Source organism: Sphingomonas sp. AX6 (assembly GCF_902506605.1).
Taxonomy (GTDB): Bacteria; Pseudomonadota; Alphaproteobacteria; order Sphingomonadales; family Sphingomonadaceae; genus Sphingomonas.
In genome coordinates this window covers 2,089,186-2,114,509 of sequence record NZ_LR733979.1, presented here as the reverse complement: position 1 = coordinate 2,114,509, position 25,324 = coordinate 2,089,186, and the positions used below count along the sequence as shown (strand labels likewise).

Annotated in this window: 15 protein-coding genes; 7 read left to right on the top strand and 8 right to left on the bottom strand. The window is 62.5% G+C overall.

The genetic code is table 11. The features are described from left to right. Positions 1–195: 195 nt before the first annotated feature. The 5 genes from ENHY17A_RS10215 to ENHY17A_RS10195 form a co-directional block, all read right to left on the bottom strand. Complete coding sequence (locus ENHY17A_RS10215; protein WP_159712429.1) at positions 196–831, bottom strand: FKBP-type peptidyl-prolyl cis-trans isomerase; 636 nt, start codon at positions 829–831, stop codon at positions 196–198. Positions 832–973: 142 nt separating this feature from the next. After that, positions 974–1,180, bottom strand: coding sequence for a 30S ribosomal protein S21 (gene rpsU / locus ENHY17A_RS10210; protein ID WP_159714463.1), 207 nt, complete (start codon positions 1,178–1,180; stop codon positions 974–976). A gap of 171 nt (positions 1,181–1,351) precedes the next feature. Further along, positions 1,352–1,744 (bottom strand): response regulator, encoded by a 393-nt coding sequence (locus ENHY17A_RS10205; RefSeq protein ID WP_159712427.1) that lies wholly within the window; start codon positions 1,742–1,744, stop codon positions 1,352–1,354. Between the two features lie 66 nt (positions 1,745–1,810). Continuing rightward, a complete protein-coding gene (locus tag ENHY17A_RS10200; protein ID WP_236547867.1) occupies positions 1,811–4,246 on the bottom strand; it encodes an ATP-binding protein in 2,436 nt (811 codons plus the stop codon). A 42-nt stretch (positions 4,247–4,288) separates the two neighbouring features. Beyond that, a complete protein-coding gene (locus tag ENHY17A_RS10195) occupies positions 4,289–5,320 on the bottom strand; it encodes an EAL domain-containing protein (protein WP_236547865.1) in 1,032 nt (343 codons plus the stop codon). Between the two features lie 800 nt (positions 5,321–6,120). Here ENHY17A_RS10195 and ENHY17A_RS10190 point away from each other — a divergent pair. From ENHY17A_RS10190 to rpoC, 6 genes are all read left to right on the top strand, one after another. Beyond that, the gene (locus tag ENHY17A_RS10190; protein WP_159712423.1) at positions 6,121–7,458 is read left to right on the top strand and encodes a UDP-glucose dehydrogenase family protein; all 1,338 of its coding nucleotides are present in this window, start codon (positions 6,121–6,123) and stop codon (positions 7,456–7,458) included. 100 nt (positions 7,459–7,558) lie between these two features. Next, complete coding sequence (cysD, locus tag ENHY17A_RS10185) at positions 7,559–8,464, top strand: sulfate adenylyltransferase subunit CysD (RefSeq protein WP_159712421.1); 906 nt, start codon at positions 7,559–7,561, stop codon at positions 8,462–8,464. A 145-nt stretch (positions 8,465–8,609) separates the two neighbouring features. Further along, positions 8,610–10,523 (top strand): sulfate adenylyltransferase subunit CysN, encoded by a 1,914-nt coding sequence (gene cysN, locus ENHY17A_RS10180; RefSeq protein ID WP_159712419.1) that lies wholly within the window; start codon positions 8,610–8,612, stop codon positions 10,521–10,523. Beyond that, positions 10,520–11,245 carry a 3'(2'),5'-bisphosphate nucleotidase CysQ gene (locus ENHY17A_RS10175; protein ID WP_159712417.1) on the top strand — a complete coding sequence of 242 codons (726 nt, stop codon included), beginning with the start codon at positions 10,520–10,522 and terminating at the stop codon, positions 11,243–11,245. The genes cysN and ENHY17A_RS10175 overlap by 4 nt, the downstream gene beginning before the upstream one ends. Positions 11,246–11,502: 257 nt before the next feature. Beyond that, the gene (gene rpoB, locus ENHY17A_RS10170) at positions 11,503–15,681 is read left to right on the top strand and encodes a DNA-directed RNA polymerase subunit beta (protein WP_159712415.1); all 4,179 of its coding nucleotides are present in this window, start codon (positions 11,503–11,505) and stop codon (positions 15,679–15,681) included. A gap of 146 nt (positions 15,682–15,827) precedes the next feature. After that, the gene (gene rpoC / locus ENHY17A_RS10165; RefSeq protein WP_159712413.1) at positions 15,828–20,075 is read left to right on the top strand and encodes a DNA-directed RNA polymerase subunit beta'; all 4,248 of its coding nucleotides are present in this window, start codon (positions 15,828–15,830) and stop codon (positions 20,073–20,075) included. A 150-nt stretch (positions 20,076–20,225) separates the two neighbouring features. Here rpoC and ENHY17A_RS10160 read toward each other — a convergent pair whose 3' ends face one another. Together ENHY17A_RS10160 and ENHY17A_RS10155 are read right to left on the bottom strand one after the other, a co-directional pair. After that, complete coding sequence (locus ENHY17A_RS10160) at positions 20,226–20,375, bottom strand: hypothetical protein (protein WP_236547864.1); 150 nt, start codon at positions 20,373–20,375, stop codon at positions 20,226–20,228. A gap of 47 nt (positions 20,376–20,422) precedes the next feature. Continuing rightward, positions 20,423–22,375 (bottom strand): S9 family peptidase, encoded by a 1,953-nt coding sequence (locus tag ENHY17A_RS10155; protein WP_236547863.1) that lies wholly within the window; start codon positions 22,373–22,375, stop codon positions 20,423–20,425. A 132-nt stretch (positions 22,376–22,507) separates the two neighbouring features. On the opposite strand from ENHY17A_RS10155, the gene ENHY17A_RS10150 reads away from it, so the two are divergent. Then, positions 22,508–23,194 carry a DUF4197 family protein gene (locus ENHY17A_RS10150; RefSeq protein ID WP_236547862.1) on the top strand — a complete coding sequence of 229 codons (687 nt, stop codon included), beginning with the start codon at positions 22,508–22,510 and terminating at the stop codon, positions 23,192–23,194. 306 nt (positions 23,195–23,500) lie between these two features. Here the strand turns inward: ENHY17A_RS10150 and glmS are convergent, their stop codons facing one another. Continuing rightward, on the bottom strand, positions 23,501–25,324 hold the full coding sequence (gene glmS / locus ENHY17A_RS10145) for a glutamine--fructose-6-phosphate transaminase (isomerizing) (protein ID WP_159712408.1): 1,824 nt from the start codon (positions 25,322–25,324) through the stop codon (positions 23,501–23,503).

Here is a 25,324-nt window from a genome sequence, read left to right as displayed (position 1 = left end):
ATCGCGCCCCGCTGCCGGCTGCACGTCGCGCATATGGGACGGAATGGCGTGCGGCTCAAGGGAAATCCTCCCCAACATGGGGAGGTGGCAGCGCGCAACGCTGACGGAGGGAGAATGTCACGCAGCGCAACGCCTACGGCACCCCCTCCACCATCCTGCGGATGGTCCCCCTCTCCCGGTGGGGGAGGACTTCAATTACTCCCCTTGCGGCGCGACGCCCGGAGGCGGACCGCCGGGGCCGCCCGGCGCACCGGGTGCGCCGCCGCCCTGCATCATCTGTTGCATCTGCTGCATCTGCATCTGCTGCTGGAGCACCGCAGCGGGGATGAAATCGACCAGTTCGACGTCAAAGATCAGCGTCGAACCATTGGGGATACGCGCGGGATCGGGCGAGGCGTCGCCATAGCCCTGCTCGGCCGGGATCCAGATGCGGTACTTGCCGCCCTTCTCCATCGCCTGCAGGCCTTCGGAAAAGCCCGGGACTACGCCCGAGACCGGCATCGGCGTCGGCTGTTGCGAGGCATCGAACACCGTGCCGTCGCGAAGCGAGCCCGAATAGTTGATCAGCACGACGTCTTCGGTGGTCGGCTTCTCGCCGCCCTCACCCGCTTCGATCTGAAGCACCTGAACGCCCGATCCCGTCGTCGTCACGCCAGACTGCCCTGCGTTATACGCCAGGAACTGCGCCTCGGTGCCAGAGGTCGCCACCGGGCCACGCGTACCGAAATAAGCGAGCGCCAGCGCCGCAAGCAACGCTGCGACCACACCGACCCAGATCCAGGTCAGGGTCGATCGCTTGGTCGGCGGAATCGGAACGGCGGTGACGGACATGGGCGATCCTGTAGGCTGATCCGGGCAAGAATCCCGAAACGCTTCGGCATCATCGGCACGACGCGCCGTACGAACCGAGTCGGGAAAGACCGCAGGCGACCGCGGCCATGCCGCGCACCACCCGCTGGTCAGACAATCTTACTTAGCGCGCACCGTCGCGCTCGACGCGCTTGCGCTCGAGCTTGCGTGCACGGCGGATCGCGGCGGCGCGTTCACGCGCACGCTTTTCCGACGGCTTTTCGTAATGCCGGCGCAGCTTCATTTCGCGATAGACGCCTTCACGCTGCAGCTTCTTCTTGAGCGCCCGCAGCGCCTGGTCGACATTGTTGTCGCGAACCATGATTTGCATAAAGCCGTACTGCTCCAGTCTTTTTCGTAGAACGATCGAATCAATAGAATAGGGGTCGGCGCGAACAGGGTCCACGACGTTGGTCGCGCCCTAACAGCGTGTCACCGGGATTTCAAGGCCGAACGGGACAATTCCGCGTCCGCCCCGCCTTCGATATCGCGTGCCCCGCGATCAGCCGATCACGCCGTCGTCACCTGCGCGGCGCGCCAGGATGCGCCCGATCGCGTCGAACAACTGGTCCATCGCGACCGGTTTGAACAACACCTCGTCCGCGCCCAATTTCAGGCAGCGTTCCTTCAGGTCGACCGCGGCGTCGGCCGTGACGACCACGATCGGGATTTCCGCTTTGAGGTCGGTGCGCGCGCGAATACGGCCGATCGCCTCGAATCCGTCCATCCCAGGCATCCGAAGATCGACCAGCACGAAGTCGAATTCGTTCGCGTCGATCTGCGCCAGCCCCTCCTCGGCGCTTGCCGCCTCGGTCATCTGCGCGCCCGCAACGTCGAGCATGTCGCGGACGACGCGGCGGTTCATCGGGTCGTCTTCGATGAACAGGATATTCAACGCCCAAGCCTTCCAAAAGAGCTTTGCCGGAACCTTGCGAAGCGGTCGCCCACCTCGCCTATCGCGCTATGCCGCTTGCGAAACAAGAGGCGGATTTCCGTTTGCGCCGAACAGTGCGTTGGCGATCGCGACGCCCGCCACCGGCTTGGGTATGACGACGTCGAGCGCGGTTTCCCGCAAACGCGAGCGATCCTCGTCACTTGGCGCTTTCCACAAGATGGCGCTGCGCGCACCGGCGCTTGCCGCAGCCGACGTCACCTTGCCGATCAGCGCGATCGGATCGGCCTCTCCCCCACGAACGCTGGCGTCGTCGATCAGCAAATGGCTGACCCCGCCCGATTGCAGGGCACGCACCGCGTCCTCGACACTGGCGGCGAACCGCACGTTGCCCGCGCGCGGCTCAAGCAATGTGCGCAGCATCGAACGATTGATCGGATTGCGGTCGAAGATCAGCAGCACGCCACCTTCCGAATTCTGTTCGATACCGTCGGGCGCGGCAGAAAGGCGTAGCGGGACGTCGAGCGTAAAAGTCGCGCCCTCCCCTTCCACGCTTTCCACGCCGATATCGCCGCCCAGCGCCTGCGCCAGGTTGCGGCAAATGGCGAGGCCCAGGCCGGTACCGCCATATTTGCGCGTGGTGCCTGAATCGACCTGTTTGAACGATTCGAAAATATCGCCCTGTTTATCCGCCGCGATGCCGATACCGGTGTCACGAACGGCCATCAACAATCGGGCGTCGGCACCCTCGCCGCGCTGCATGACGCGCATGGTGATGCCACCGCTTTCGGTGAATTTGAGCGCGTTGGCGAGCAGGTTGAACGCGATCTGACGCAAGCGGCCGGGGTCGGTTTCGACCCAGCGCGGCGCGGTGCTGGCATCGAGCATGAACGCCAGCCCCTTCGCGTGCGCCTGATCCTCCCACATCCGCGTCACTTCGCCGAGCGTCGCGTGCAGATCGGTTGGCTCCAGCGTTACCGACAAATGCCCGGTCTCCATCTTGGCGACATCGAGGATGTCGTCGACCAGCGCCTTCATCGTCAGCCCGGCACCATGGACGATGTCGATCCGGTCCTTCAATTTGCCCGAGACCGATCCGTCGGCGAGCATCACCTGGGTCATCCCCAATATGCCGTTGAGCGGGGTGCGGATTTCGTGGCTGGTTGTCGCCAGGAATTCGGTTTTTGCGGCCAACGCCTTTTCCAACCGGACATTGGTAATTTCGAGTTCGGCATGGGCGGCCTGGATTTCGTTCCGGCTGCGGCGAGTCGCGATCAGGTTGTAGGCAAGCAGCCCGAATACCAGCAGCGTGCCGAGCGCGGCCACGATGAAGATCGTCTGCTGAAATTGCGCCTGCGACCGTTCGAACGCGATATTCCGTCGTAGTTCCTCGGCCTTTAGGTTGGCGATGCGCAGTTCCTGATTGGCAAAATCGAACCGCGCGCTCATAAGTGCAGCGCGGGTCGATGTGGCGATCTGGGTCGCCTGCTCGTCAAGACGACGGAGCGCCTCGAGATGCGCAAGCGCGCGCTCCGTCCGTCCTGCGCGCGAATAAACCATATATGCCGCACGGTGCGAGGCGCGCGCCTGAAGCGTGGTTGTGGCGAGGTCAACTCCGGCAAAAGCCGCATCGATCTCGCGCTGGGCGGTGCCGACGTCCGCTTGCTCAAGCGCCACCAGCGAGGCAATCACCTGGAGCTCTCCCAGCGCGCGCGACGAATCGGGATCGCCTTGGATCAGAGCACGCCCGCGAGCGACCGCGACACGAGCGTCTGCGACATCACCTGCAAGCAACTGGGCGCGCGCAAGGTTTGCCAAGATTCTCGCAGTCCAGGACTCGCTGTTGAGTTTGGCACTTTCGGCGAGTGCTCGCCTGAACGCAGCCACAGCTTCGTCATGACGTCCCAGTTCGATCAATACGTTTCCACGGTTATTCGCCAGCGCCACCGCTAGGTTTGCATCGCCAGGATATGCTTCTGCAGCTTGCTGGAAATAGCGCAGCGCTGTTTCGAAGTCCCCGCCCTGACGGTGAAGAGATGCGAGAGTAGATAACGCGATCGACTGTTTCCGCTGATCCCTTGTCGACACGAACAGACGATAGGCTTGTTGATAGTCCTCCAGCGCCTTTCCGACTTGAGCCAGTTCGGCGTAAATTCCTCCGCGCGTAAGAAGGATATCGCCTTTGAGGCTGACTGCAGCGTCTTTGGCGCGGATTAGCCGCCAGGCCCGCTCGATCAGCGCCTGCGCGGGTTGCGCCCTATCGATACGCAGCGACGCTTCGGATTGAAGCCACAGCGCCCGCGCCCGATGCTCGGGATTGCGACCGGCTAACTGTTCGGCGTGTTCAGCCGCCGACAAGGCTGTCGCCGGATCGGTCAACATCGCGCGATTGGCGCGTTCGATCACCTGATCGTAGGACGAGACAGACTGCGCTTTCGCGCCGGACGCAAATGTGCTGGCGAAAAGCGCGATCGCAAACAAGGTCAGGATTGGCCGGAACGACATCGCCTTGATCATAGATGCGAAGCGTTAATCCGACGCTAAAGTTCAGGCGCGCTTCCAGAAGGCTTCGGGCCGGTGGAACGTCGGACGACCATTTGCGACCGCGCCGAGATGCCGTTCCTCGGCAAGGTAGTTGCGAAAGACGTCAAGCGAAGTGGGTTTTCCCAAGAGATAACCCTGGACCATGTCACAGCCCATGACGCTGAGCAGCGCAAGTGCGGCGGGCGTCTCGACTCCTTCCGCCGTCACTTCCATGTCGAGCGCATGCGCCAGATCGATGGTCGATCGTACGATCAGCGGATCGCGGTTGCTGCTGGTCAGTTGCAACACGAATCCCTTGTCGATCTTCAATTCCCCCGCAGGCAACTTTTTCAGATAGGCCAGGCTCGACAATCCGGCTCCGTAATCGTCGATCGCAATCGGCACACCCAGACGCGAGAGCATTTCCAGATGCGCGATCGCCTTTTCGGGTTCGCGGATCACCGCGGTCTCGGTAATCTCGAACCCGATCTTTGCCCCGCTGCCGATGATCAGGCGGCACGCTTCGTCGATGAAGGCGCGATCCGCGAGCAGCATCCCTGAGATGTTCAGGAATACCGTCATAATATGCCCGTCGCTCGCGAGGATTCGCTGGTCCGCGATCGCCTGGCGCAATGTCCACCGCGTCAGGGCGTCGATCGCACCCGAACGCTCGGCGATGGCGATGAAGTCGCCTGGCAGAATCAGGCCGCGCTCGGGATGCTGCCAACGCACCAACGCTTCCACGCTCGCCACTTCCTGGCGCCGGATATGGACCTTTGGCTGATAATGAAGCGTCATCTGGCCACTAAGAATGGCCGATGGCAACTCCCTCATCAGCATCAACACATCGATACCGCCGCCGTCGACGCTGACATTGCTGAGGATATCGCGTCGTTCTGCCCTGGCAAGTTCGAGCGCTGCCTCAGCTGCTTCGACAAGCCGGACTTCGTCATGATCGATGCCCGACACGGCCGCGCCGCCGATCACGATTTCCAGCGTCGGCGCGGTCGGCATCGCGAAGCCAATCTCACCGATGACGTCACGGACGCGTTTCATGATAGCAAGGCAGGCATCGAAATCGGACGCTTCGAACATGATTTCGAGGGACGATCGGGACGCGACTACGACGCGTGCGCCGGCAATCCGCTCGACCACTTGCTCGCAAGCCATTGCGAGCACTGCGTCGGCGTCCACCACACCATATTGTCGACGGAACAATTGAAAGTTGGCGATTTCGCAGAAAATAGATGCGCTCCACGCCCGCCGCGGGACATGCAGCGTGCAGCCCGTTATCTGTCTCGCTTTCGGCGGGCTGGCTTGGCCCGACCTGTCACGGATATTGGACGCAGGCGCGCCGAGAGAACCAGGCGGGGCTGCCGTGGCCCGTTCAGCGCGCGCTTCCGCGCCGCAATCCGCTGCTCGTCGCGCGACCATTGGACGTCTCTAGCCGCTAGGCGCTGAAAGAAGGGTTAAGCTTCACCATGACGCGTTTCGCCATGGGACGGCGCACCGCTATCGAAACGATTGTGGCGTAGTTAAAATTCCATTAAACACGGCGTTGCGCAAAAAAGCGCGCTTGGGAGAAAAATAATGATGTCGTTCCTTTTCCGGGAATACGGCGACGATCTTCGTCCCTGGTAATCCCTTAGCGTCCGGGCGGACGGCATCACGGTCTTAGGGGCCGTCAGTCTAATGCCCGGGCGCATTTCCCGAATTACTGCCAGTGAACCGGTCGTTTTACGGCCGGTTTTATTTTGTCTGCAACGGGTCGCTCGCTTGCCAGCACCGCAGTCGGGCGGATAACGAACAGCGGATGTGAAACAAGGTCCGCACATTCGGACACCCGAGGAGACTCCATGCGTATCGTGATGATCGGCTCGGGCTATGTGGGCCTGGTATCGGGCGCGTGCTTTGCCGATTTCGGACATGACGTGGTGTGCGTCGACAAGGATGCGACCAAAGTCGACAAGCTGAACGCGGGCGGCATTCCGATTTACGAGCCGGGGCTGGACGAACTGGTCGCGCGCAATGTCGCGGCGGGGCGGCTGTCGTTCACGACCGAGCTTGCCGGACCGGTGGGCGAAGCCGAAGTGGTGTTCATCGGCGTCGGCACGCCGGCGCGGCGCGGCGATGGCCATGCCGACCTGTCCTATGTCTACGCCGCCGCGCGTGAGATCGGCGCGGCGCTGAAAGGCTTCACCGTTATCGTCACCAAATCGACCGTGCCGGTCGGCACCGGCGACGAGGTCGAGCGGATTATCGCCGAGTCCAACCCGGACGCGGACTTTGCGGTTGCCTCCAACCCCGAATTCCTGCGCGAGGGCGCGGCGATCGAGGATTTCAAGCGCCCCGACCGCATCGTTATCGGCATCGAGGACGAGCGCGCCCGCGGGCCGATGACCGAAGTGTACCGTCCGCTATTCCTTAACCAGTCGCCGCTCTTGTTTACTCGCCGTCGCACCAGCGAGCTGATCAAATATGCCGCCAACGCGTTCCTCGCGATGAAGATCACCTTCATCAACGAGATCGCCGATCTGTGCGAAAAGGTCGGGGCCGACGTCCAGGACGTTTCGCGCGGCATTGGGCTCGACAACCGGATCGGGTCGAAATTCCTGCACGCCGGACCCGGCTATGGCGGATCCTGTTTTCCCAAGGACACCCTCGCGCTAGTCAAGACCGCCGAGGACAATGGCGCGCCCATCCGCCTGATTGAGACCACGGTCGCGGTCAACGACACGCGCAAGCGGGCGATGGCGCGCAAGGTCATCACAGCCGTCGGCGGCGACGTGCGCGGCAAGACGATCGGCGTGCTCGGCCTCACCTTCAAACCCAATACCGACGATATGCGCGATTCGCCCGCTATCGCCATCGTTCAGGCATTGCAGGACGCGGGCGCAATCGTGCGCGGTTACGACCCGGAAGGCATGGAAGCGGCCAAGGCGGTGATGCCCGACATCACCTATTGCGCGAGTGCCTATGATGTCGCCGAGGGTGCGTCGGCGGTGGTGATCGTCACCGAATGGAACGCGTTCCGCGCGCTCGACCTGTCGCGTTTGAAGGCGAAAATGGAACAGCCGGTGCTGGTGGACTTGCGCAACATATACCGCGAGGACGAAGTGACGCGCGCAGGCTTTGCCTATTCGAGCGTCGGGCGCGGGACCGCTGGCGATCCGGTGGCGCCGACCGCAAACTAACGCATCTTTGACGCGCCAAAGTTTTTGCGGCTTTGGCACCGAGGCTCGATATGCTCTTGGACGCGTGCGGCAACCCTGCCCACGCGAACCGGAGCATATCTTGGCCGCTCAGCCGACGCATCTCGACGATCTCGAAGCCGAAAGCATCCACATCCTGCGCGAAGTGGTGGCCGAGGCCGAACGTCCGGTAATGCTCTATTCGGTCGGCAAGGATTCGGCCGTCATGCTGCATCTGGCCAAGAAGGCGTTCTTCCCGGCCCCCCCGCCCTTCCCGCTGATGCATGTCGATACGACGTGGAAGTTCCGGGCGATGTACGATCTGCGGGATAAGGCCGCGGCGGACGCGGGTATGGAATTGATTGTCCACCAGAACCCCGAAGCAATCGAGCGCGGCATCAACCCGTTCGATCACGGCAGCCTGCATACCGACCTTTGGAAAACCGAGGGCCTGAAGCAGGCACTCGACAAATACAGCTTCGACGCGGCGTTCGGCGGCGCGCGGCGCGATGAGGAGAAAAGCCGCGCCAAGGAGCGCATCTTCTCGTTCCGCTCCGCCAGCCACCGATGGGACCCCAAGGCGCAGCGGCCCGAACTCTGGCACCTCTACAATGCACGCAAGGCCAAAGGTGAGAGCATCCGCGTGTTCCCGCTGTCCAACTGGACCGAACTCGACATCTGGCAATATATCCTGCGCGAGGGGATCGAGATCGTGCCCCTCTATTTCGCCGCGCCGCGCCCGACCGTGGAGCGCGACGGGATGCTGCTGATGGTTGATGACGATCGGTTCCGTCTGGCGCCCGGCGAGGTTCCGAAGACGCGCTCGATCCGCTTTCGCACGCTGGGTTGCTATCCGCTGACCGGCGCGGTCGAGAGCGAAGCCGCGACATTGAACCAGGTCATCCAGGAAATGCTGCTGACGACCACCTCTGAACGTCAGGGTCGCGCGATCGACCGCGATGCCGGCGACGGATCGATGGAGAAGAAAAAGCAGGAAGGATACTTCTGATGGGCGAGCATAAGTTCCTCCCCGGCACGGGGAGGTGGCAGCGCGCAGCGCTGACGGAGGGGGAGCGCCACGCAGCGCAACGTCTGCGTCGACCCCCCTCCACCAACCTGCGGATGGTCCCCCTCCCCGTACCGGGGAGGATCCAGTGACAGCATACCGCCCCGACGTCCTCATCGCGTCAGACATCGACGCCTATCTCGCCCAGCATGCGCAAAAATCCCTGCTTCGCTTCATCACCTGCGGTTCGGTCGATGACGGCAAATCGACGCTGATCGGCCGCCTCCTTTACGATTCGAAGCAGATTTTCGAGGATCAACTGTCCGCGCTCGAGGCGGACAGCAAGCGCGTCGGCACCCAAGGCCAGGCAATCGACTTCGCCCTGCTCGTCGACGGGCTGACCGCCGAGCGCGAGCAGGGCATCACCATCGACGTCGCCTATCGCTTCTTCGCGACCGAAAAACGCAAGTTCATCGTCGCCGACACGCCGGGGCACGAGCAATATACCCGCAACATGGTGACCGGCGCATCGACCGCCGATTTGGCCGTCATCCTGATCGATGCGCGAAAGGGCGTGCTGACCCAGACGCGGCGGCACAGCTACCTCGCGCACCTGATCGGCATTCGGAACATCGTGCTGGCGGTGAACAAGATGGACCTTGTCGGTTACGATTCAGCGCGGTTCGAAGAGATCGTCGCCGATTACCGCGCCTTTGCCACGTCGATCGGGATCGAGGCATTCACCGCCATTCCCATCTCCGGGCTGGGCGGCGACAATATCACCGCCAAGTCCGATGCGACGCCTTGGTACGATGGCCCGGCGCTGCTCGATCATCTGGAAACGGTCGAGGTCGCGCGCGACGTCGCGCGCGAAGCCGCATTCCGAATGCCGGTGCAATGGGTCAACCGCCCCAATCTAGATTTTCGAGGTTTTGCGGGGTTGATCGCCAGCGGCACCGTAAAGCCGGGCGACGCCGTCCGCGTGCTGCCGTCCGGACGCACATCGACCATCGACCGGATCGTCACGTTCGATGGCGATCTGCAACGGGCTGGCGCAGGCCAATCGGTCACGCTGACCCTGGCCGACGAAATCGATTGCTCGCGCGGCGACGTGATCGCGACCGCCGACGATCCGCCGCAAGTCGCCGACCAGTTCGAAGCGACGATCGTATGGATGGCCGACGAGGCGCTGCTGCCGGGCCGCGCATACTGGCTTAAATCGGGGACACGCACGGTCAGCGCGACGATCCAGCCGCCCAAGCATGTGGTGTGCGTCAACACCATGGCCACGCTGTCGGCAAAGACGCTGGACCTCAACGATATCGGCGTGACCGAGGTCTATACCGACCGCCCCATTCCGTTCGCGCCTTACGCAGAGAATCGCGATCTCGGCGGCTTCATCCTCATCGACAAGCTGACAAATTCGACCGTCGCGGCGGGTATGGTCAATTTCAGCCTGCGCCGCGCGCAAAACGTCCATTGGCAGGCGATCGAGATCAACCGTGACGCCCACGCCGCGCAAAAGGGTCAGCGGCCTGCCGTGCTGTGGTTCACCGGCCTGTCGGGATCGGGGAAATCAACTATCGCCAATCTGGTCGAAAAAAAGCTCCACGCGCTGGGCAAACATTCCGTCCTGCTGGACGGCGACAATGTTCGCCACGGGCTGAACCGCGACTTGGGCTTTACCGATGCCGACCGGGTGGAGAATATCCGCCGCGTCGGCGAGGTTGCGAAGCTGATGGCCGATGCCGGGCTGATCGTGCTGACCGCCTTTATCAGCCCGTTCCGCGCCGAACGCGACATGGTGCGCGCGATGCTGCCGGAGGGCGAGTTCGTCGAGATCTTCGTCGATACGCCGCTGGCGGAGGCCGAACGCCGCGACGTGAAGGGGCTGTACAAGAAAGCGCGTGCCGGCAGCCTCAAGAACTTCACCGGAATCGACAGCCCCTATGAAGCGCCCGAACGGCCCGATATTCGCATCGATACGACGCTGACCACGCCAGAGGATGCCGCCGAGGCTATCGTCGAACGGCTGGTTGGCGCCTGGGTGCCGAGCCTGTGAGCGACGCCCGGCTGGCCGCGGCCATCGCGGAAGAAGCGGGCAAGCTGCTTGTTGCGATCCAGCGTGAAGGCGGCGCGGATGCGGGCGCACGCGGAGATGCCGAGGCCAATCGCCTGATCCTGGACCGGCTGCACGATGCCCGACCCGACGATGCGATCCTGTCAGAGGAATCGGCGGACGACTTGTCCCGGCTTGAGGCGCGGCGCGTCTGGATTATCGACCCATTGGACGGCACGCGGGAGTTTGGCGAAGGGCGTGGCGACTGGGCGGTGCATGTCGCGCTGTCGATCGGTGGCGTGCCCGCGATCGGCGCAGTGGCGCTTCCCGCTCGTGGGATCGTGCTGGCGAGCGATAAGCCGCCTGCCCTGCCCTCGCCCGCTTTACCCCCACGAATGCTGGTCAGCCGCAGCCGCCCCAGCCAACTCTGTGCCTCGGTTCGCGACGTGATCGGTGCGGAGACGATCCCCATGGGATCGGCGGGCGCGAAAGCGATGGCAGTGGTGCTGGGAGAGGCCGAAATCTATCTCCATTCGGGCGGCCAGCATCAATGGGACAATTGCGCGCCTGCCGCGGTCGCCCTTGCAGCCGGGTTGCACGCCTCGCGCATCGATGGATCACCGCTCACCTATAACGCGCGGTCAACCAGCGTGCCCGACCTTTTGATCTGCCGGATGGAATGGGCGGACCGGGTGTTCGCGGCGGTGAACGATCACACCGACTGAAGCCTCGAATCCCTACGCTGAAAATTGACACACCCCCTCCCCACGCCTATATCCCCGTCACACCCCAGCATGGATCGAGACAGGATGCGCCGTCGCGCAGTGTGTCCTACGGATGATCAGCCGGGTTCAGGACGCTGAAAAGCTGCGGCTTTCCGATACGGAAGCCCGCGGCTTTTTGCGTCTTTTCCTGCGTCTGAAATCCGACCGTATGGCCGGGCATGACATTTACGCACGATCAAGATCGAGGCAAATTCTCTATGGCGACCAAGGCAACCGACAGCGGCGTTCAGCCGCGCGCAGGCGATCGCGGCACGTATCAGCGCCGCATCCGCAAGGTGTTCGGCGACATCCACGAAGTGGTGCAGATGCCGAACCTGATCGAGGTTCAGCGCGAATCCTACGAACAGTTCCTGCGCAGCGACCCGTCGATCAATTACGTGTCGGGTCTGGAAAAGACGCTTCGCTCGGTCTTCCCGATCCGCGATTTCGCCGGCACCGCCGAGCTGGATTTCGTCACTTACGAACTCGAGCCGCCGAAGTTCGACGTCGAAGAATGCCGCCAGCGCGGGATAACCTATGCCGCGCCGATGCGCGTCACGCTTCGCCTGATCGTGTTCGAAGTCGATCCCGATACGGATGCCCGCTCGGTCCTCGATATCAAGGAGCAGGACGTCTATATGGGCGACATGCCCCTGATGACGGGCAACGGCACCTTCTTCATCAACGGCACCGAACGCGTGATCGTGTCGCAGATGCACCGCTCGCCGGGTGTGCTGTTCGACCATGACCGCGGCAAGACGCACGCATCGGGCAAGTATTTGTTCGCCGCGCGCGTGATCCCGTATCGCGGTTCGTGGCTCGACTTCGAGTTCGACGCCAAGGACATCGTCAACGTCCGCATCGACCGCAAGCGCAAGCTGCCGGTCACCAGCCTGCTCTACGCGCTGGGCCTGTCGTCGGAAGATATTCTCAGCCATTTCTACAACACCGTCACCTTTGTGCGCGGTCCCGATGGCTGGCAAATTCCGTTCGCCGCCGAAAACTGGCGCGGGCAAAAGCCGATGTTCGACATCGTCGATGCCAAGTCGGGCGAAGTTGTATTCCCCGCGGGTCAGAAGATTTCGCCGCGTGCTGCCAACAAGGCAGCCAAGGACGGCCTGACCGACCTGCTGATCCCGACCGAGGAAATCTTCGGTCGCTACAGCGCCTATGACCTGATCAACGAATCCACCGGCCAGATCTATATCGAGGCAGGCGACGAAGTTTCGGCCGAAAATCTCGAAGTGCTGGACAAGGCTGGGATCGACCGGATCGAACTGCTCGACATCGACCATGTCTCGACCGGTCCCTGGATTCGCAACACGCTGAAGGTGGACAAGGCCGAGGAGCGCCAGCAAGCGCTGTCGGACATCTACCGCGTCATGCGTCCCGGCGAACCGCCGACGCTGGAAACCGCGGAATCGCTGTTCGCTGGCCTGTTCTTCGATCCCGATCGCTACGACCTGTCGGCCGTGGGTCGCGTCAAGCTCAACATGCGCCTAGACCTCGATGCCGAAGACACGGTCACGACGCTGCGTACCGAGGATATCCTCGCGGTCGTCAAGACGCTCGTGGACCTGAAGGACGGCAAGGGCGAAGTTGACGACATCGACAATCTCGGCAACCGCCGCGTGCGTTCGGTGGGCGAATTGCTCGAAAACCAGTACCGCGTCGGTCTTCTCCGCATGGAACGTGCGGTCAAGGAGCGCATGTCGTCGGTCGACGTCTCGACGGTCATGCCGAACGACCTGATCAACGCCAAGCCTGCGGTTGCCGCGGTGCGCGAATTCTTCGGTTCGTCGCAGCTTTCGCAGTTCATGGATCAGACCAACCCACTGTCAGAAGTGACGCATAAGCGTCGCGTTTCGGCGCTTGGGCCAGGCGGTCTGACGCGCGAACGTGCGGGCTTCGAAGTCCGCGACGTTCACCCGACGCATTATGGCCGCATCTGCCCGATCGAAACGCCGGAAGGCCCGAACATCGGCCTGATCAACAGCCTCGCGACGTTCAGCCGCGTCAACAAATACGGCTTCATCGAAACGCCGTACCGCAAGGTCATCGATAACAAGGTGACCAACGACGTCGTCTATCTGTCGGCGATGGAAGAACAGAAGCACACCGTCGCGCAGGCGTCGGCAGAGCTGAACGCGGACGGTTCGTTCGCGGAAGATCTGGTGTCGGCACGTCAGGCGGGTGAATTCCTGATGGCGCTGCGCGATCAGGTCACGCTGATGGACGTCAGCCCCAAACAGCTCGTTTCGGTTGCGGCATCGCTCATTCCATTCCTGGAAAACGATGACGCCAACCGCGCACTGATGGGTTCGAACATGCAGCGTCAGGCGGTGCCATTGGTCCAAGCCGAAGCACCGTTCGTCGGCACCGGCATGGAATCGACCGTCGCACGCGATTCGGGCGCGGCGATTTCCGCCAAGCGTGCTGGCGTCGTCGATCAGGTCGATGCGACCCGTATCGTCATCCGCGCCACCGGCGAAGTCGATGCCAATGAAAGCGGCGTCGACATCTACACGCTGATGAAGTTCCAGCGTTCGAACCAGAACACCTGCATTAACCAGCGTCCGCTGGTGAAGGTGGGCGATGTGGTCAAGGCGGGCGAAGTCCTTGCCGACGGCCCCTCGACCGAGTTGGGCGAACTCGCACTCGGCCGCAACAGCCTGGTCGCGTTCATGCCGTGGAACGGGTATAACTACGAAGACGCGATCCTGATCTCGGAGCGCATCGCCAAGGACGATGTCTTCACCTCGATCCATATCGAGGAATTCGAAGTTGCGGCGCGCGATACCAAGCTCGGGCCGGAAGACATCACCCGCGACATCCCGAACGTCGGCGAGGAAGCGCTTCGCAACCTCGACGAAGCGGGCATCGTCTATATCGGTGCAGAGGTCGAACCGGGCGATATTTTGGCCGGCAAGATCACCCCCAAGGGTGAATCGCCGATGACGCCGGAAGAAAAGCTGCTTCGTGCAATCTTCGGTGAAAAGGCCAGCGACGTGCGCGACACCTCGCTTCGCCTGCCGCCGGGCGTGGCCGGGACGGTCGTCGAAGTGCGCGTGTTCAACCGCCACGGCATCGACAAGGACGAGCGCGCGATGGCGATCGAGCGCGAGGAAATCGAGCGCCTTAAGAAGGACTCGGACGACGAACGCGGCATCCTGAACCGTGCGACCTGGTCGCGCCTGAAGGAAATGCTGCTCGGCCAGACGGCGACTTCGGCCCCCAAGGGCATCAAGAAGGGTTCGGAAATCACCGAAGACCTGCTTGATCAGGTCGACCGTCACGAATGGTGGAAGTTCGGCGTCGCCGACGACCAGATGCAGTCGAACCTGGAAGCCGTGAAGGGCCAGTACGACGAAGCGGCGAAGAAGATCACGGACAAGTTCCACGATCGTCGCGAGAAGCTGGAACGTGGCGACGAGCTGCCACCAGGCGTGCTCAAGATGGTCAAGGTCTTCGTCGCGGTGAAGCGCAAGCTGCAGCCGGGCGACAAGATGGCCGGCCGTCACGGCAACAAGGGCATCATCAGCCGCATCCTGCCGATCGAGGACATGCCGTTCCTCGAAGACGGGACGCCGGTCGATCTGGTGCTCAACCCGCTGGGCGTGCCGTCGCGCATGAACGTCGGTCAGATCTTCGAAACCCATCTTGGCTGGGCCGCACGCGGTCTGGGCCAGCAGGTGACCCAAGCGCTGGAGAAATGGCGCGAGGACAATCCGAACGCCGCCCCGGGCACCATGCCCGAGCCGGTCAAGGATCGTCTGAAGGTCATCTACGGCGACCGTTATCATGGCGACATCGATTCGCGCTCGGCGGATCAGATCGTCGAGCTGGCAGGGCATCTGAAAAACGGCGTCCCGATGGGCACGCCGGTGTTCGACGGCGCGCGCGAAAGCGACGTGTCGGACATGCTGGAACTCGCCGGGCTCGACACGTCGGGCCAGTCGGACCTGTTCGACGGACGCACCGGCGAGATGTTCGACCGCAAGGTGACCGTGGGCATCATCTACATGCTCAAGCTCCACCATCTGGTCGACGACAAGATCCACGCGCGTTCGATCGGGCCGTACTCGCTCGTCACTCAGCAGCCGCTCGGTGGTAAAGCGCAGTTCGGTGGCCAGCGCTTCGGCGAAATGGAGGTCTGGGCACTCCAGGCCTACGGCGCGGCGTACACCTTGCAGGAAATGCTGACGGTGAAGTCGGACGACGTGATCGGCCGCACCAAGGTCTATGAAGCGATCGTCAAGGGCGACGATACCTTCGAGGCGGGCATTCCGGAGAGCTTCAACGTGCTCGTCAAGGAAATGCGCTCGCTGGGCCTGAACGTCGAGCTGAAGTCGATCGAGGAACTCGACGACGACGGCGTAGCGATCGCGGCTGAATGAGCTTTCTTGCCGTTCGTCCCGAGTAGCCTTCGAGCGAAGTCGAGAAGGCGTATCGAGGGATCTCTCGATACGGGCTCTCGACAAGCTCGATCCCTACTCGAGACGAACGGGTTTGATGAATTCCCCTCCCAGCGAGGAATGAGAAAATGAACGAACTGACCAATTTCGCGAACCCGGTGGCAAAGCCGGAAACCTTCGACCAGATCCAGATCGGCATCGCGTCCCCGGACCGCATCCGCTCGTGGAGCTTCGGCGAGATCAAGAAGCCCGAGACCATCAACTACCGCACGTTCAAGCCCGAGCGTGACGGCCTGTTCTGCGCGCGCATCTTCGGTCCGATCAAGGATTACGAATGCCTGTGCGGCAAGTACAAGCGGATGAAGTACAAGGGCATCGTCTGCGAAAAGTGCGGCGTCGAAGTCACCGTGTCGAAGGTTCGCCGCGAGCGGATGGGCCATATCGAACTCGCAGCACCCGTCGCGCACATCTGGTTCCTGAAATCGCTGCCTTCGCGCATCGGCCTGCTGCTCGACATGCAGTTGAAGCAACTTGAGCGGGTGCTGTATTTCGAATCCTATATCGTCATCGAGCCGGGCATTACCGCGCTTGAGCGCTATCAGCTGCTGACCGAGGACGAACTCCTCAGCGCGCAGGACGAATATGGCGAAGACGCCTTCACCGCCGGGATCGGCGCGGAAGCCGTCAAGCAGATGCTGATGGACCTCGACCTGGAGGGCGAGCGCAAGGACCTGCTCGACGAACTCGCGGTCACCAAGTCGGAACTGAAGCCCAAGAAGATCATCAAGCGGCTGAAGGTCGTCGAATCGTTCATCGATTCGGGCAACCGCCCCGAATGGATGATCCTCGACGTCGTGCCGGTCATTCCGCCCGAACTGCGCCCGCTAGTGCCGCTCGACGGCGGCCGTTTCGCGACGTCGGATCTGAACGATCTGTATCGCCGCGTCATCAACCGCAACAACCGCCTGAAGCGCCTGATGGAACTGCGCGCGCCGGACATCATCGTCCGCAACGAAAAGCGCATGTTGCAGGAAGCCGTCGACGCGCTGTTCGATAACGGCCGTCGCGGTCGCACGATCACGGGCGCCAACAAGCGTCCGCTGAAGTCGCTGTCCGACATGCTCAAGGGCAAGCAGGGCCGCTTCCGCCAGAACTTGCTCGGCAAGCGCGTCGATTATTCGGGTCGTTCGGTCATCGTCACCGGTCCCGAACTCAAGCTGCACCAGTGCGGCCTGCCGAAGAAGATGGCGCTCGAGCTGTTCAAGCCGTTCATTTATGCGCGCCTCGACGCCAAGGGTCTCTCGATGACCCTGAAACAAGCGAAGAAGTGGGTCGAGAAGGAGCGCAAGGAAGTCTGGGATATCCTGGATGAAGTCATCCGCGAGCATCCCGTCCTCCTGAACCGTGCGCCGACGCTTCACCGTCTGGGGATCCAGGCGTTCGAACCCGTGCTGATCGAAGGCAAGGCGATCCAGCTTCACCCGCTGGTCTGCTCGGCATTCAACGCCGACTTCGACGGCGACCAGATGGCCGTCCACGTTCCGCTGAGCCTCGAAGCTCAGTTGGAAGCGCGCGTGCTGATGATGTCGACCAACAACATCCTGTCGCCCGCAAACGGCAAGCCGATCATCGTGCCGTCGCAGGACATGGTGCTGGGCCTCTATTATCTTTCGATCATGAAGGAAAACGAGCCCGGCGAAGGCATGATCATGTCGGGTCTGGAAGAAGTGCATCAGGCACTCGACGCCGGGGCGGTCACGCTCCACACCAAGATCACGGCGCGCGTTCCGCAGGTCGATGCCGATGGCAACGAGTATCTGAAGCGCTTTGAGACCACGCCGGGCCGCATGTTGCTGGGCGAAAAGCTGCCCAAGGCACACCGTGTTCCGTTCGAAACCGTCAACCGCCTCCTCACCAAGAAGGACGTGGGCGACGTGATCGACGAAGTATATCGTCACACCGGCCAGAAAGAGACCGTGCTGTTCGCAGACGGGATCATGGCGCTGGGCTTCAAGCACGCGTTCAAGGCGGGCATTTCGTTCGGCAAGGACGACATGATCATTCCCGAAGCCAAGATCGCTCTGGTCGATGAAACCCGCACGCTGGTGAAGGATTACGAGCAGCAATATCAGGACGGCCTGATCACCCAGCAGGAAAAGTACAACAAGGTGATCGACGCCTGGAGCCGTTGCGGCGACCAGGTGGCGAACGCCATGATGGACCAGATCAAGTCGGTGAAGATCGACCCCGAAACGGGTCGCGAACTGCCGATCAACTCGATCTACATGATGGCGCATTCGGGTGCGCGTGGTTCGCAGGCTCAGATCAAGCAGCTTGCGGGTATGCGCGGACTGATGGCCAAACCTTCGGGCGAGATCATCGAGACGCCGATCATCTCGAACTTCAAGGAAGGCCTGACCGTCCTCGAATACTTCAACTCCACCCACGGCGCCCGGAAGGGTCTTGCGGATACGGCGTTGAAAACCGCGAACTCGGGTTACCTGACCCGCCGCCTGGTCGATGTTTCGCAGGATTGCGTCATCGTCGAAGAGGATTGCGGCACCGAACGCGCGCTGGAAATGCGTGCGATCGTTCAGGGCGGCACGACCATCGCGTCGCTCGGCGAGCGTATCTTGGGCCGCACCACGGCAGAGGATATCGTCGATCCGAAGACCAATGCGGTTGTGATCCCCACCGGCACGTTGCTCGATGAGGCGCATATCGTGCAGATCGAGGGCATCGGGCTTCAGGGCATGAAGATCCGCTCACCGCTGGTGTGCGAATCGAAGATCGGCGTCTGTGGCAAATGCTATGGTCGCGATCTGGCCCGCGGCACCCCGGTGAACATCGGTGAAGCCGTCGGCGTCATCGCCGCCCAGTCGATCGGCGAGCCCGGCACCCAGTTGACGATGCGGACCTTCCACATCGGCGGGGCGGCGCAGCTCAACGAAACGTCGAACCTGGAAGCATCGTCGGACGGCAAGGTCGAATTCCGCGACCTGCGTATCATCGTCGACCAGCGCGGTCGCCGTGTGGTGCTCAGCCGTTCGGGCGAGATGGCGATCGTCGACATGGATGGCCGTGAAAAGGCGGTTCACCGTATTCCCTACGGTGCCTATGTCATGTTCGACGACGGCCATATCGTGACCCAGGGCGACCGGATGGCCGAATGGGATCCGTTCACCGCACCGGTGATCACGGAAACCGGCGGTACGGTGAAGTATCAGGACCTGATCGAGGGCAAGACGCTCACCGAACAGGCCGACGAAGCCACCGGCATCACCCAGCGCGTGGTCATCGAATTCCGCGCCTCGGCCCGTTCGAAGGAGGATCTGCGTCCGCGCATCACCCTGCTCGACGATGCCAGCGGGGAAACCGCACGTTACATGCTTCAGCCCGGCGCGGTGCTCTCGGTCGAGGACAATGCCGTGGTCCAGGCAGGCGACGTCGTCGCCCGTGTGGCCCGTGAATCGGCCAAGACCCGCGACATCACCGGTGGTCTGCCGCGCGTCGCGGAACTGTTCGAAGCGCGCAAGCCCAAGGAAAATGCGATCATCGCCAAGGTCTCTGGCCGCGTGGTGTTCGGCAAGGACTATAAGGCAAAGCGCAAGATCGGCATCCAGCCCGAGGATGGCGGCGACGTCGTCGAATATCTGGTGCCCAAGTCGAAGGTGATCGACGTCCAGGAAGGCGATTACGTCAAGCGCGGCGACAATCTGATCGGCGGCTCGCCCGATCCGCACGACATCCTCGAAGTCATGGGCATCGAGCCTCTGGCCGAGTATCTCGTGTCGGAAATCCAGGAAGTCTACCGACTTCAGGGCGTGAAGATCAACGACAAGCACATCGAAACGATCGTTCGTCAGATGCTGCAAAAGGTCGAGATCACCGACGGCGGCGACACCACGCTGCTGGCGGCCGAACAGGTCGATCGCGAGGAAATGGACGCGATCAACGCCAAGCTGGAGAAGAACCAGGCACCCGCACAGGGCAAGCCCATTCTGCTCGGCATCACCAAGGCGTCGTTGCAGACCCGCAGCTTCATCTCGGCGGCGTCGTTCCAGGAAACCACCCGCGTGCTCACGCAGGCGGCGGTAGAGGGCAAGCAGGACACCCTGCTCGGCCTGAAGGAAAACGTCATCGTCGGGCGCCTGATCCCGGCGGGCACGGGTGCGGGCATGAACCGCCTGCGCGTCGCGGCTTCGTCGCGCGATGCGGCGCTTCGTGCCCAGCAGCGCAAGTTGCAGGAAGCGATGATCGCCCCTGCCACGGCGGCCGAAGAGCATGAGGCCGAACTGGCCCAGGGTCCGGAAGCCGCGATCGGCGACAGCCCGCTCGCCGAAATGGCGGTTCAGGACGGCAAAGGCGAGGAATAAACCCCTCGCCGGGTCCGCCCGGTGATGTGACACAAAAAACCGCCGTCGGGAGCGATCCCGGCGGCGGTTTTCGTTTGGGGCAAATGCGATTGGGTCGTTGTCGCCGGAGGATGGTGGCGCTTCATTGCCCCTGGGTAAGGCCATTCCGCGCTAACGACTGCGCTGCTTCTCCCACGCCGCCTCGATCTCGCGCATCGGCATGACGCGCCAGCCGATGACGGTCAGCCCGATCGATCCGGTCAGCCAGTAGATCGGCGGAATTTCAACGAAGCCTGCCAGGTCGGCGAAAATGGATGCCATCACGGCACATGTCGCGATGAGCCATAGCCACTGCGCGGTGTTGAGCGTCACTCCCCGCCCCCCGCGAACAGCTTCCTCAGGAACACCGTTTCGACTTCGCGGCGAAGGTCGTTGTTTTCCTTCTTCTGAAACCCGTGTCCTTCATCGGCGAACAGCACATACCAGGTGTCGATGCCGTTCGCGCGCAGCTTGGCGACGACCTGATCGCTTTCGAATTGCGGCACGCGCGGGTCGGTCGCGCCCTGCATCACCAGCATCGGTTTGGTGATCTTGGCGATGTTCGCCATCGGCGCGATGCGGGCGAAGACCTTTCGCATTTCGGGATCGCGTTCGTCGCCATATTCGGCGCGGCGATTGTCGCGACGATAGGCTTCGGTGCGTTCCAGAAACGTCACGAAATCACTGATGCCATAGCGATTGACCCCGCCGACCAGCCGATCCGAATAATGGGTCATGACCGCCAGGCTCATATAGCCGCCATAGGATTGGCCATAGACCGCGACTTTCGACGCATCGAGGCCCGGCTGGCTTTCGATCCAGTCGAGCAATGCGCCGATATCCTTGACCGAATCCTCGCGCTTTTCGGCATTGTCGAGGTTGAGATAGCGTTTTCCGTAGCCGTCCGACCCTCGAACATTCGGCAGGATCACGGTCGCGCCAAGTGCATCGGCGAAATATTGCGCGCCGTAATTCCAGATCGGCAGCGTCTGCGCTTCGGGGCCGCCATGAATGTCCATGATGACCGGCGTCTTCTGGCCGGGCGGAATATTCTTGGGGCGATAGACGAAGGCCGGGACCGACAGACCGTCGAAGGATTTGAAGCGGATCAGTTCGGGCTCGGCCAGTTCCGCCGGGTCGAGATCGCCGAGTTCCGACATGGTCCAGCGGGTGAGGTCCCCCCCCGCAACATCCCATGCCCAGACATCGCCCGCCGAAGTCGCCGAGGACAGGCCGATCGCCAGCCGGTCGCCTTCGGGCGAGAATTTGAGTGCGGATACCACGCCACGCGGCAACTCCGGCTGAGGCAGCGCTCGCCGTGTGATCCGGTCCTGCGCCACCACACGCGAAAACCCGTCCTCGTTGACGACATAGGCGAGCACGCGCCCGCCCTTCGACAAATCATAGCCCTCGACATTCCATCTCAGGTCGAGGGTCAGCACGCGTTCGCGGCCACTCGCGATGTCGATTTCGACCAGGCGGCGGACATCGCTGTCGCGGTCCGAAATGGCGAGGATCGTCTTGCCGTCGGCCAGGAAGCGCGGGCTGTCGTAGCGCGCGGCGGGCGCATTCGGCGCGATCCGGGTTGCCCGTCCGGTCGCGGTATCGAGCACGAAAATCTGGCTTTCGCGGTTCGACAGGGTGCGTGTGAACAGCGCGCGGCCTTTGTCTGCGGACAGGTCGCTCGCGCCGATCGCGCCATCGGATTTGTATAGCACGCGCGGCGTAGGCGTGATCGCGGTCAGATCGACGGCGTTGAGCGTATAGGCCGCGCTGCCCTTGGTCGCGGTGGTCCACACCAGCATCCGTCCGTCTTCGCTGACGACCGGCGATCCGTTGCGTGTGCCCGGCTGGGTCACCTGCACGGAGTCGCCGGTCAGCCCGCGGACATGAAGCTGGAACCACTCGTCGCCGTCGGTGTCGCGCGTCATCACGAAACGCTGAGTGCCGGGAATCGTGGTCGCGCCCGCGACGGGACTGGAGAAGAAGGTCAATTGCTCCCGGCTCGCCCCCGGTGCTGCGACATGGTGGAGCTGGTTGGAGGTGCCGAAACGCGTGCGAATCAGCATCGTCCCGTCGGCCAGCCAATCCTCGAACTCGGCCGAGCGGCTGTTCTGGTAACGTTGCACGGCCTCGCGCACATCGGCGGGGATTTCGGGGACATTCTCCAGCCGCGCGGTGCCGACCTGTCGGACCTCGGGCGCGGGCACCTGTTGCGCCATCACCGGGCTCACCAGCATCGCGCTCGCCAGGATTGCGAGTTTCAACCGCTTCATACTCATCCCCTATGTTCCGATTTACACTTGTGTGCGGCAACGGGTCGGGTGGCACAAGCCCGGGCTGCCGATCGTTCAGGCCGGGGCAAGCGAGTGTTTGGCATCGCGATCCCAGGGACAGATCAGGTGAGGTGGACGATGGAACAGGTCGATCAGGTGCGGCTCGATCGCCGCCGGTTGATGGCATTCGCGGCAATTGCGCCGATCATTGGGTTGAGCGCATGCGCGACACCGATGGGTGGCTATACGCTCGATGAAGGCGTGCGCCGTCTGATGATCGTCTCCAGCCAGCGCGCGTTTCAGCGACTGATCCAGCCCGGCGGCTTTTACGACGATCAACTTACCCGGATCGAAATACCCGATTTCGAAGGCGACCGATCGGGCGCGGTGCTGTCCGCGATCCTGCGCACCAGCGCGGTGCGTCGCCAGATCGCGATTGCGCTGAACGACGTTGCGGTGGACGCCGCCGACCACGCTGCGCCGATCATACTTGATTCGGTCCGGCGGATGACGATCGCCGACGCGGTATCGGTACTGCGCGGCGGGCCGACCGCGGCGACCGACCTGCTTGAACGCCAGACCGGCGGCGCGCTGGTTCAGGCGATGTTTCCCGAATTCTCAGGCGGGCTGCGGTCCGACGCATTCGAGATCATGAGCGCGGCACTCGGCGCACAGACCGGATTCGATTATCGCTGGCTCGCCGATAGCGCTGCCCGATCGGCGAGCAGCGCAATCTTTCGCGCGATCGGGCGTGAGGAAGCGGGCATCCGCGCCGACCCGCGCGGCACCCGCGATCCGGTTCTGATCGCGTTATTGGGAGGATAGGCACCCCTGCCCCACCCCGTTTGTTTCGAGCGAAGTCGAGAAACGTAATCCAAGCGCGGAGCCAGCGTTTCTCAACTTCGCTCGAAACGAACGGATGGGGTAACTAAGTTTGCTTAGGCGCTGCTTGCCATAGGTAAGCCGCGAGCAGCGGCGATCCGAGGAATAGGATCCAAGCGACGATTTGTGACTCGATCTCAGCACGGTCGAAATCGAATAGGCTAGCGCGAAGGCCTGACCATCCGTAGCCATAGAAGCCTAACAAAACGGCCACCGCCCAAATCAATGCGATCAAGGCGCTAGCGACCCTCACTCCACCGTCACGCTCTTTGCCAAATTCCGCGGCTGGTCGACATCCGTCCCCTTCGCGACCGCGACATGATAGGCCAACAACTGCACCGGAATCGCATAGACGATCGGCGCGATCAGCGGGTGGACTTTGGGCATCTCGATCGTCGCGACCGCATCCTCTCCCGCTTGCGCCAACCCTTCCGCGTCGGAGATCAGCACGACCTGCGCACCGCGCGCCTGGGCTTCCTGCATGTTCGATACGGTCTTGTCGAACAGCGGACCCGACGGCGCGATCACGATCAGCGGGACATGCTCGTCGATCAGCGCGATCGGTCCGTGCTTCATTTCACCCGATGCGTAACCTTCGGCGTGGATATAACTGATTTCCTTGAGTTTCAGCGCGCCTTCCAACGCCAGTGGATAGTCCGGCCCACGCCCCAGATACAGAACGTCGCGCGCGGCGGCGATGGTGTGTGCCATCGCCGCGATATCGTCGTCGTGGCGAAGCGCGGCGTTGATCGCGGCGGGGACTTCGGTCAGATGCTCGACGATCACGCGTTCCTCGTCACGCGTCAGCTTACCCTTCGCGCGGGCGAGATTGACGGCAAGCGCGGCCATCACCGCGAGCTGGCAAGTGAACGCCTTGGTCGATGCAACGCCGATTTCCGGCCCGGCATGGGTGGGCATCAGCAGATCGACTTCGCGCGCCATCGAGCTGGTCGGCACATTGATGATCCCCGCGGTCGTCACGCCGCCATTCTTCATATGGCGCAACGCTGCCAGCGTGTCCGCGGTCTCACCCGACTGGCTGACGACCACCCCCAGCGTGTTCGGCAGCAATACGGGATCGCGGTAGCGGTATTCTGACGCCACATCGACTTCGACCGGCAGCCGCGCGAACTGCTCGATCCAGTATTTGCCGATCATCCCGACATAGCTGGCGGTGCCGCACGCGACGATCACCACGCGCTCGACCGTCGATAGATCGAATTCCATGTCGGGCAGCGCGACCTGCGCCTCGAGCGGACGCAGATACGAGCGCAGCGTCTGGGCGACGACCACCGGCTGTTCGTAGATTTCCTTCTGCATGAAATGGCGATGATTGCCCTTGTCGATCAGCGCACCGGTGATGCCCGACAGCGTGATCGGGCGATCGACGGGGTTGTTCTCGACATCGTAAACCTGCGTCTCGCCGGGGCGGATCACCACCCAGTCGCCCTCGTCGAGATAGGCGATGCGTTGGGTCAGCGGTGCAAGCGACAGCGCATCCGACCCCAGATAGCTTTCGCCATCGCCCTGCCCGACGACTAGCGGCGAGCCGAGCCGCGCGCCGATCAGCAGTTCGGGCTGATCCTCAAACAGAATCGCAAATGCAAACGCACCGTGAAGCCGTGGCAACACATCGCGGACCGCAGCAACCGGATCGCCGGTTTCGTCATAGGCGTGGTCGATCAGATGGGCGACGACTTCGGTATCGGTCTGGCTATGGAACGTGCGGCCATCGGCGACGAGTTCATCGCGCAACGCCTTGAAATTCTCGATGATGCCGTTGTGGATCACCACCACCCGCCCAGCCTGGTGCGGATGGGCATTGTCCTCGGTCGGTGCGCCATGCGTCGCCCAGCGGGTATGCGCGATGCCGATCGTGCCCGACAATGGTTCGTCGGCCAGCTTTTTCGCGAGATTGGCAAGCTTTCCAGGCGCCCTGCGCCGTTCGACCCTGCCGTCATGGATCGTCGCGATCCCGGCTGAATCATAGCCGCGATATTCGAGCCGCTTCAACCCGTCGAGCAGCCGATCGGCTACGTCTTCGCGCCCGAGAATACCAACGATACCGCACAT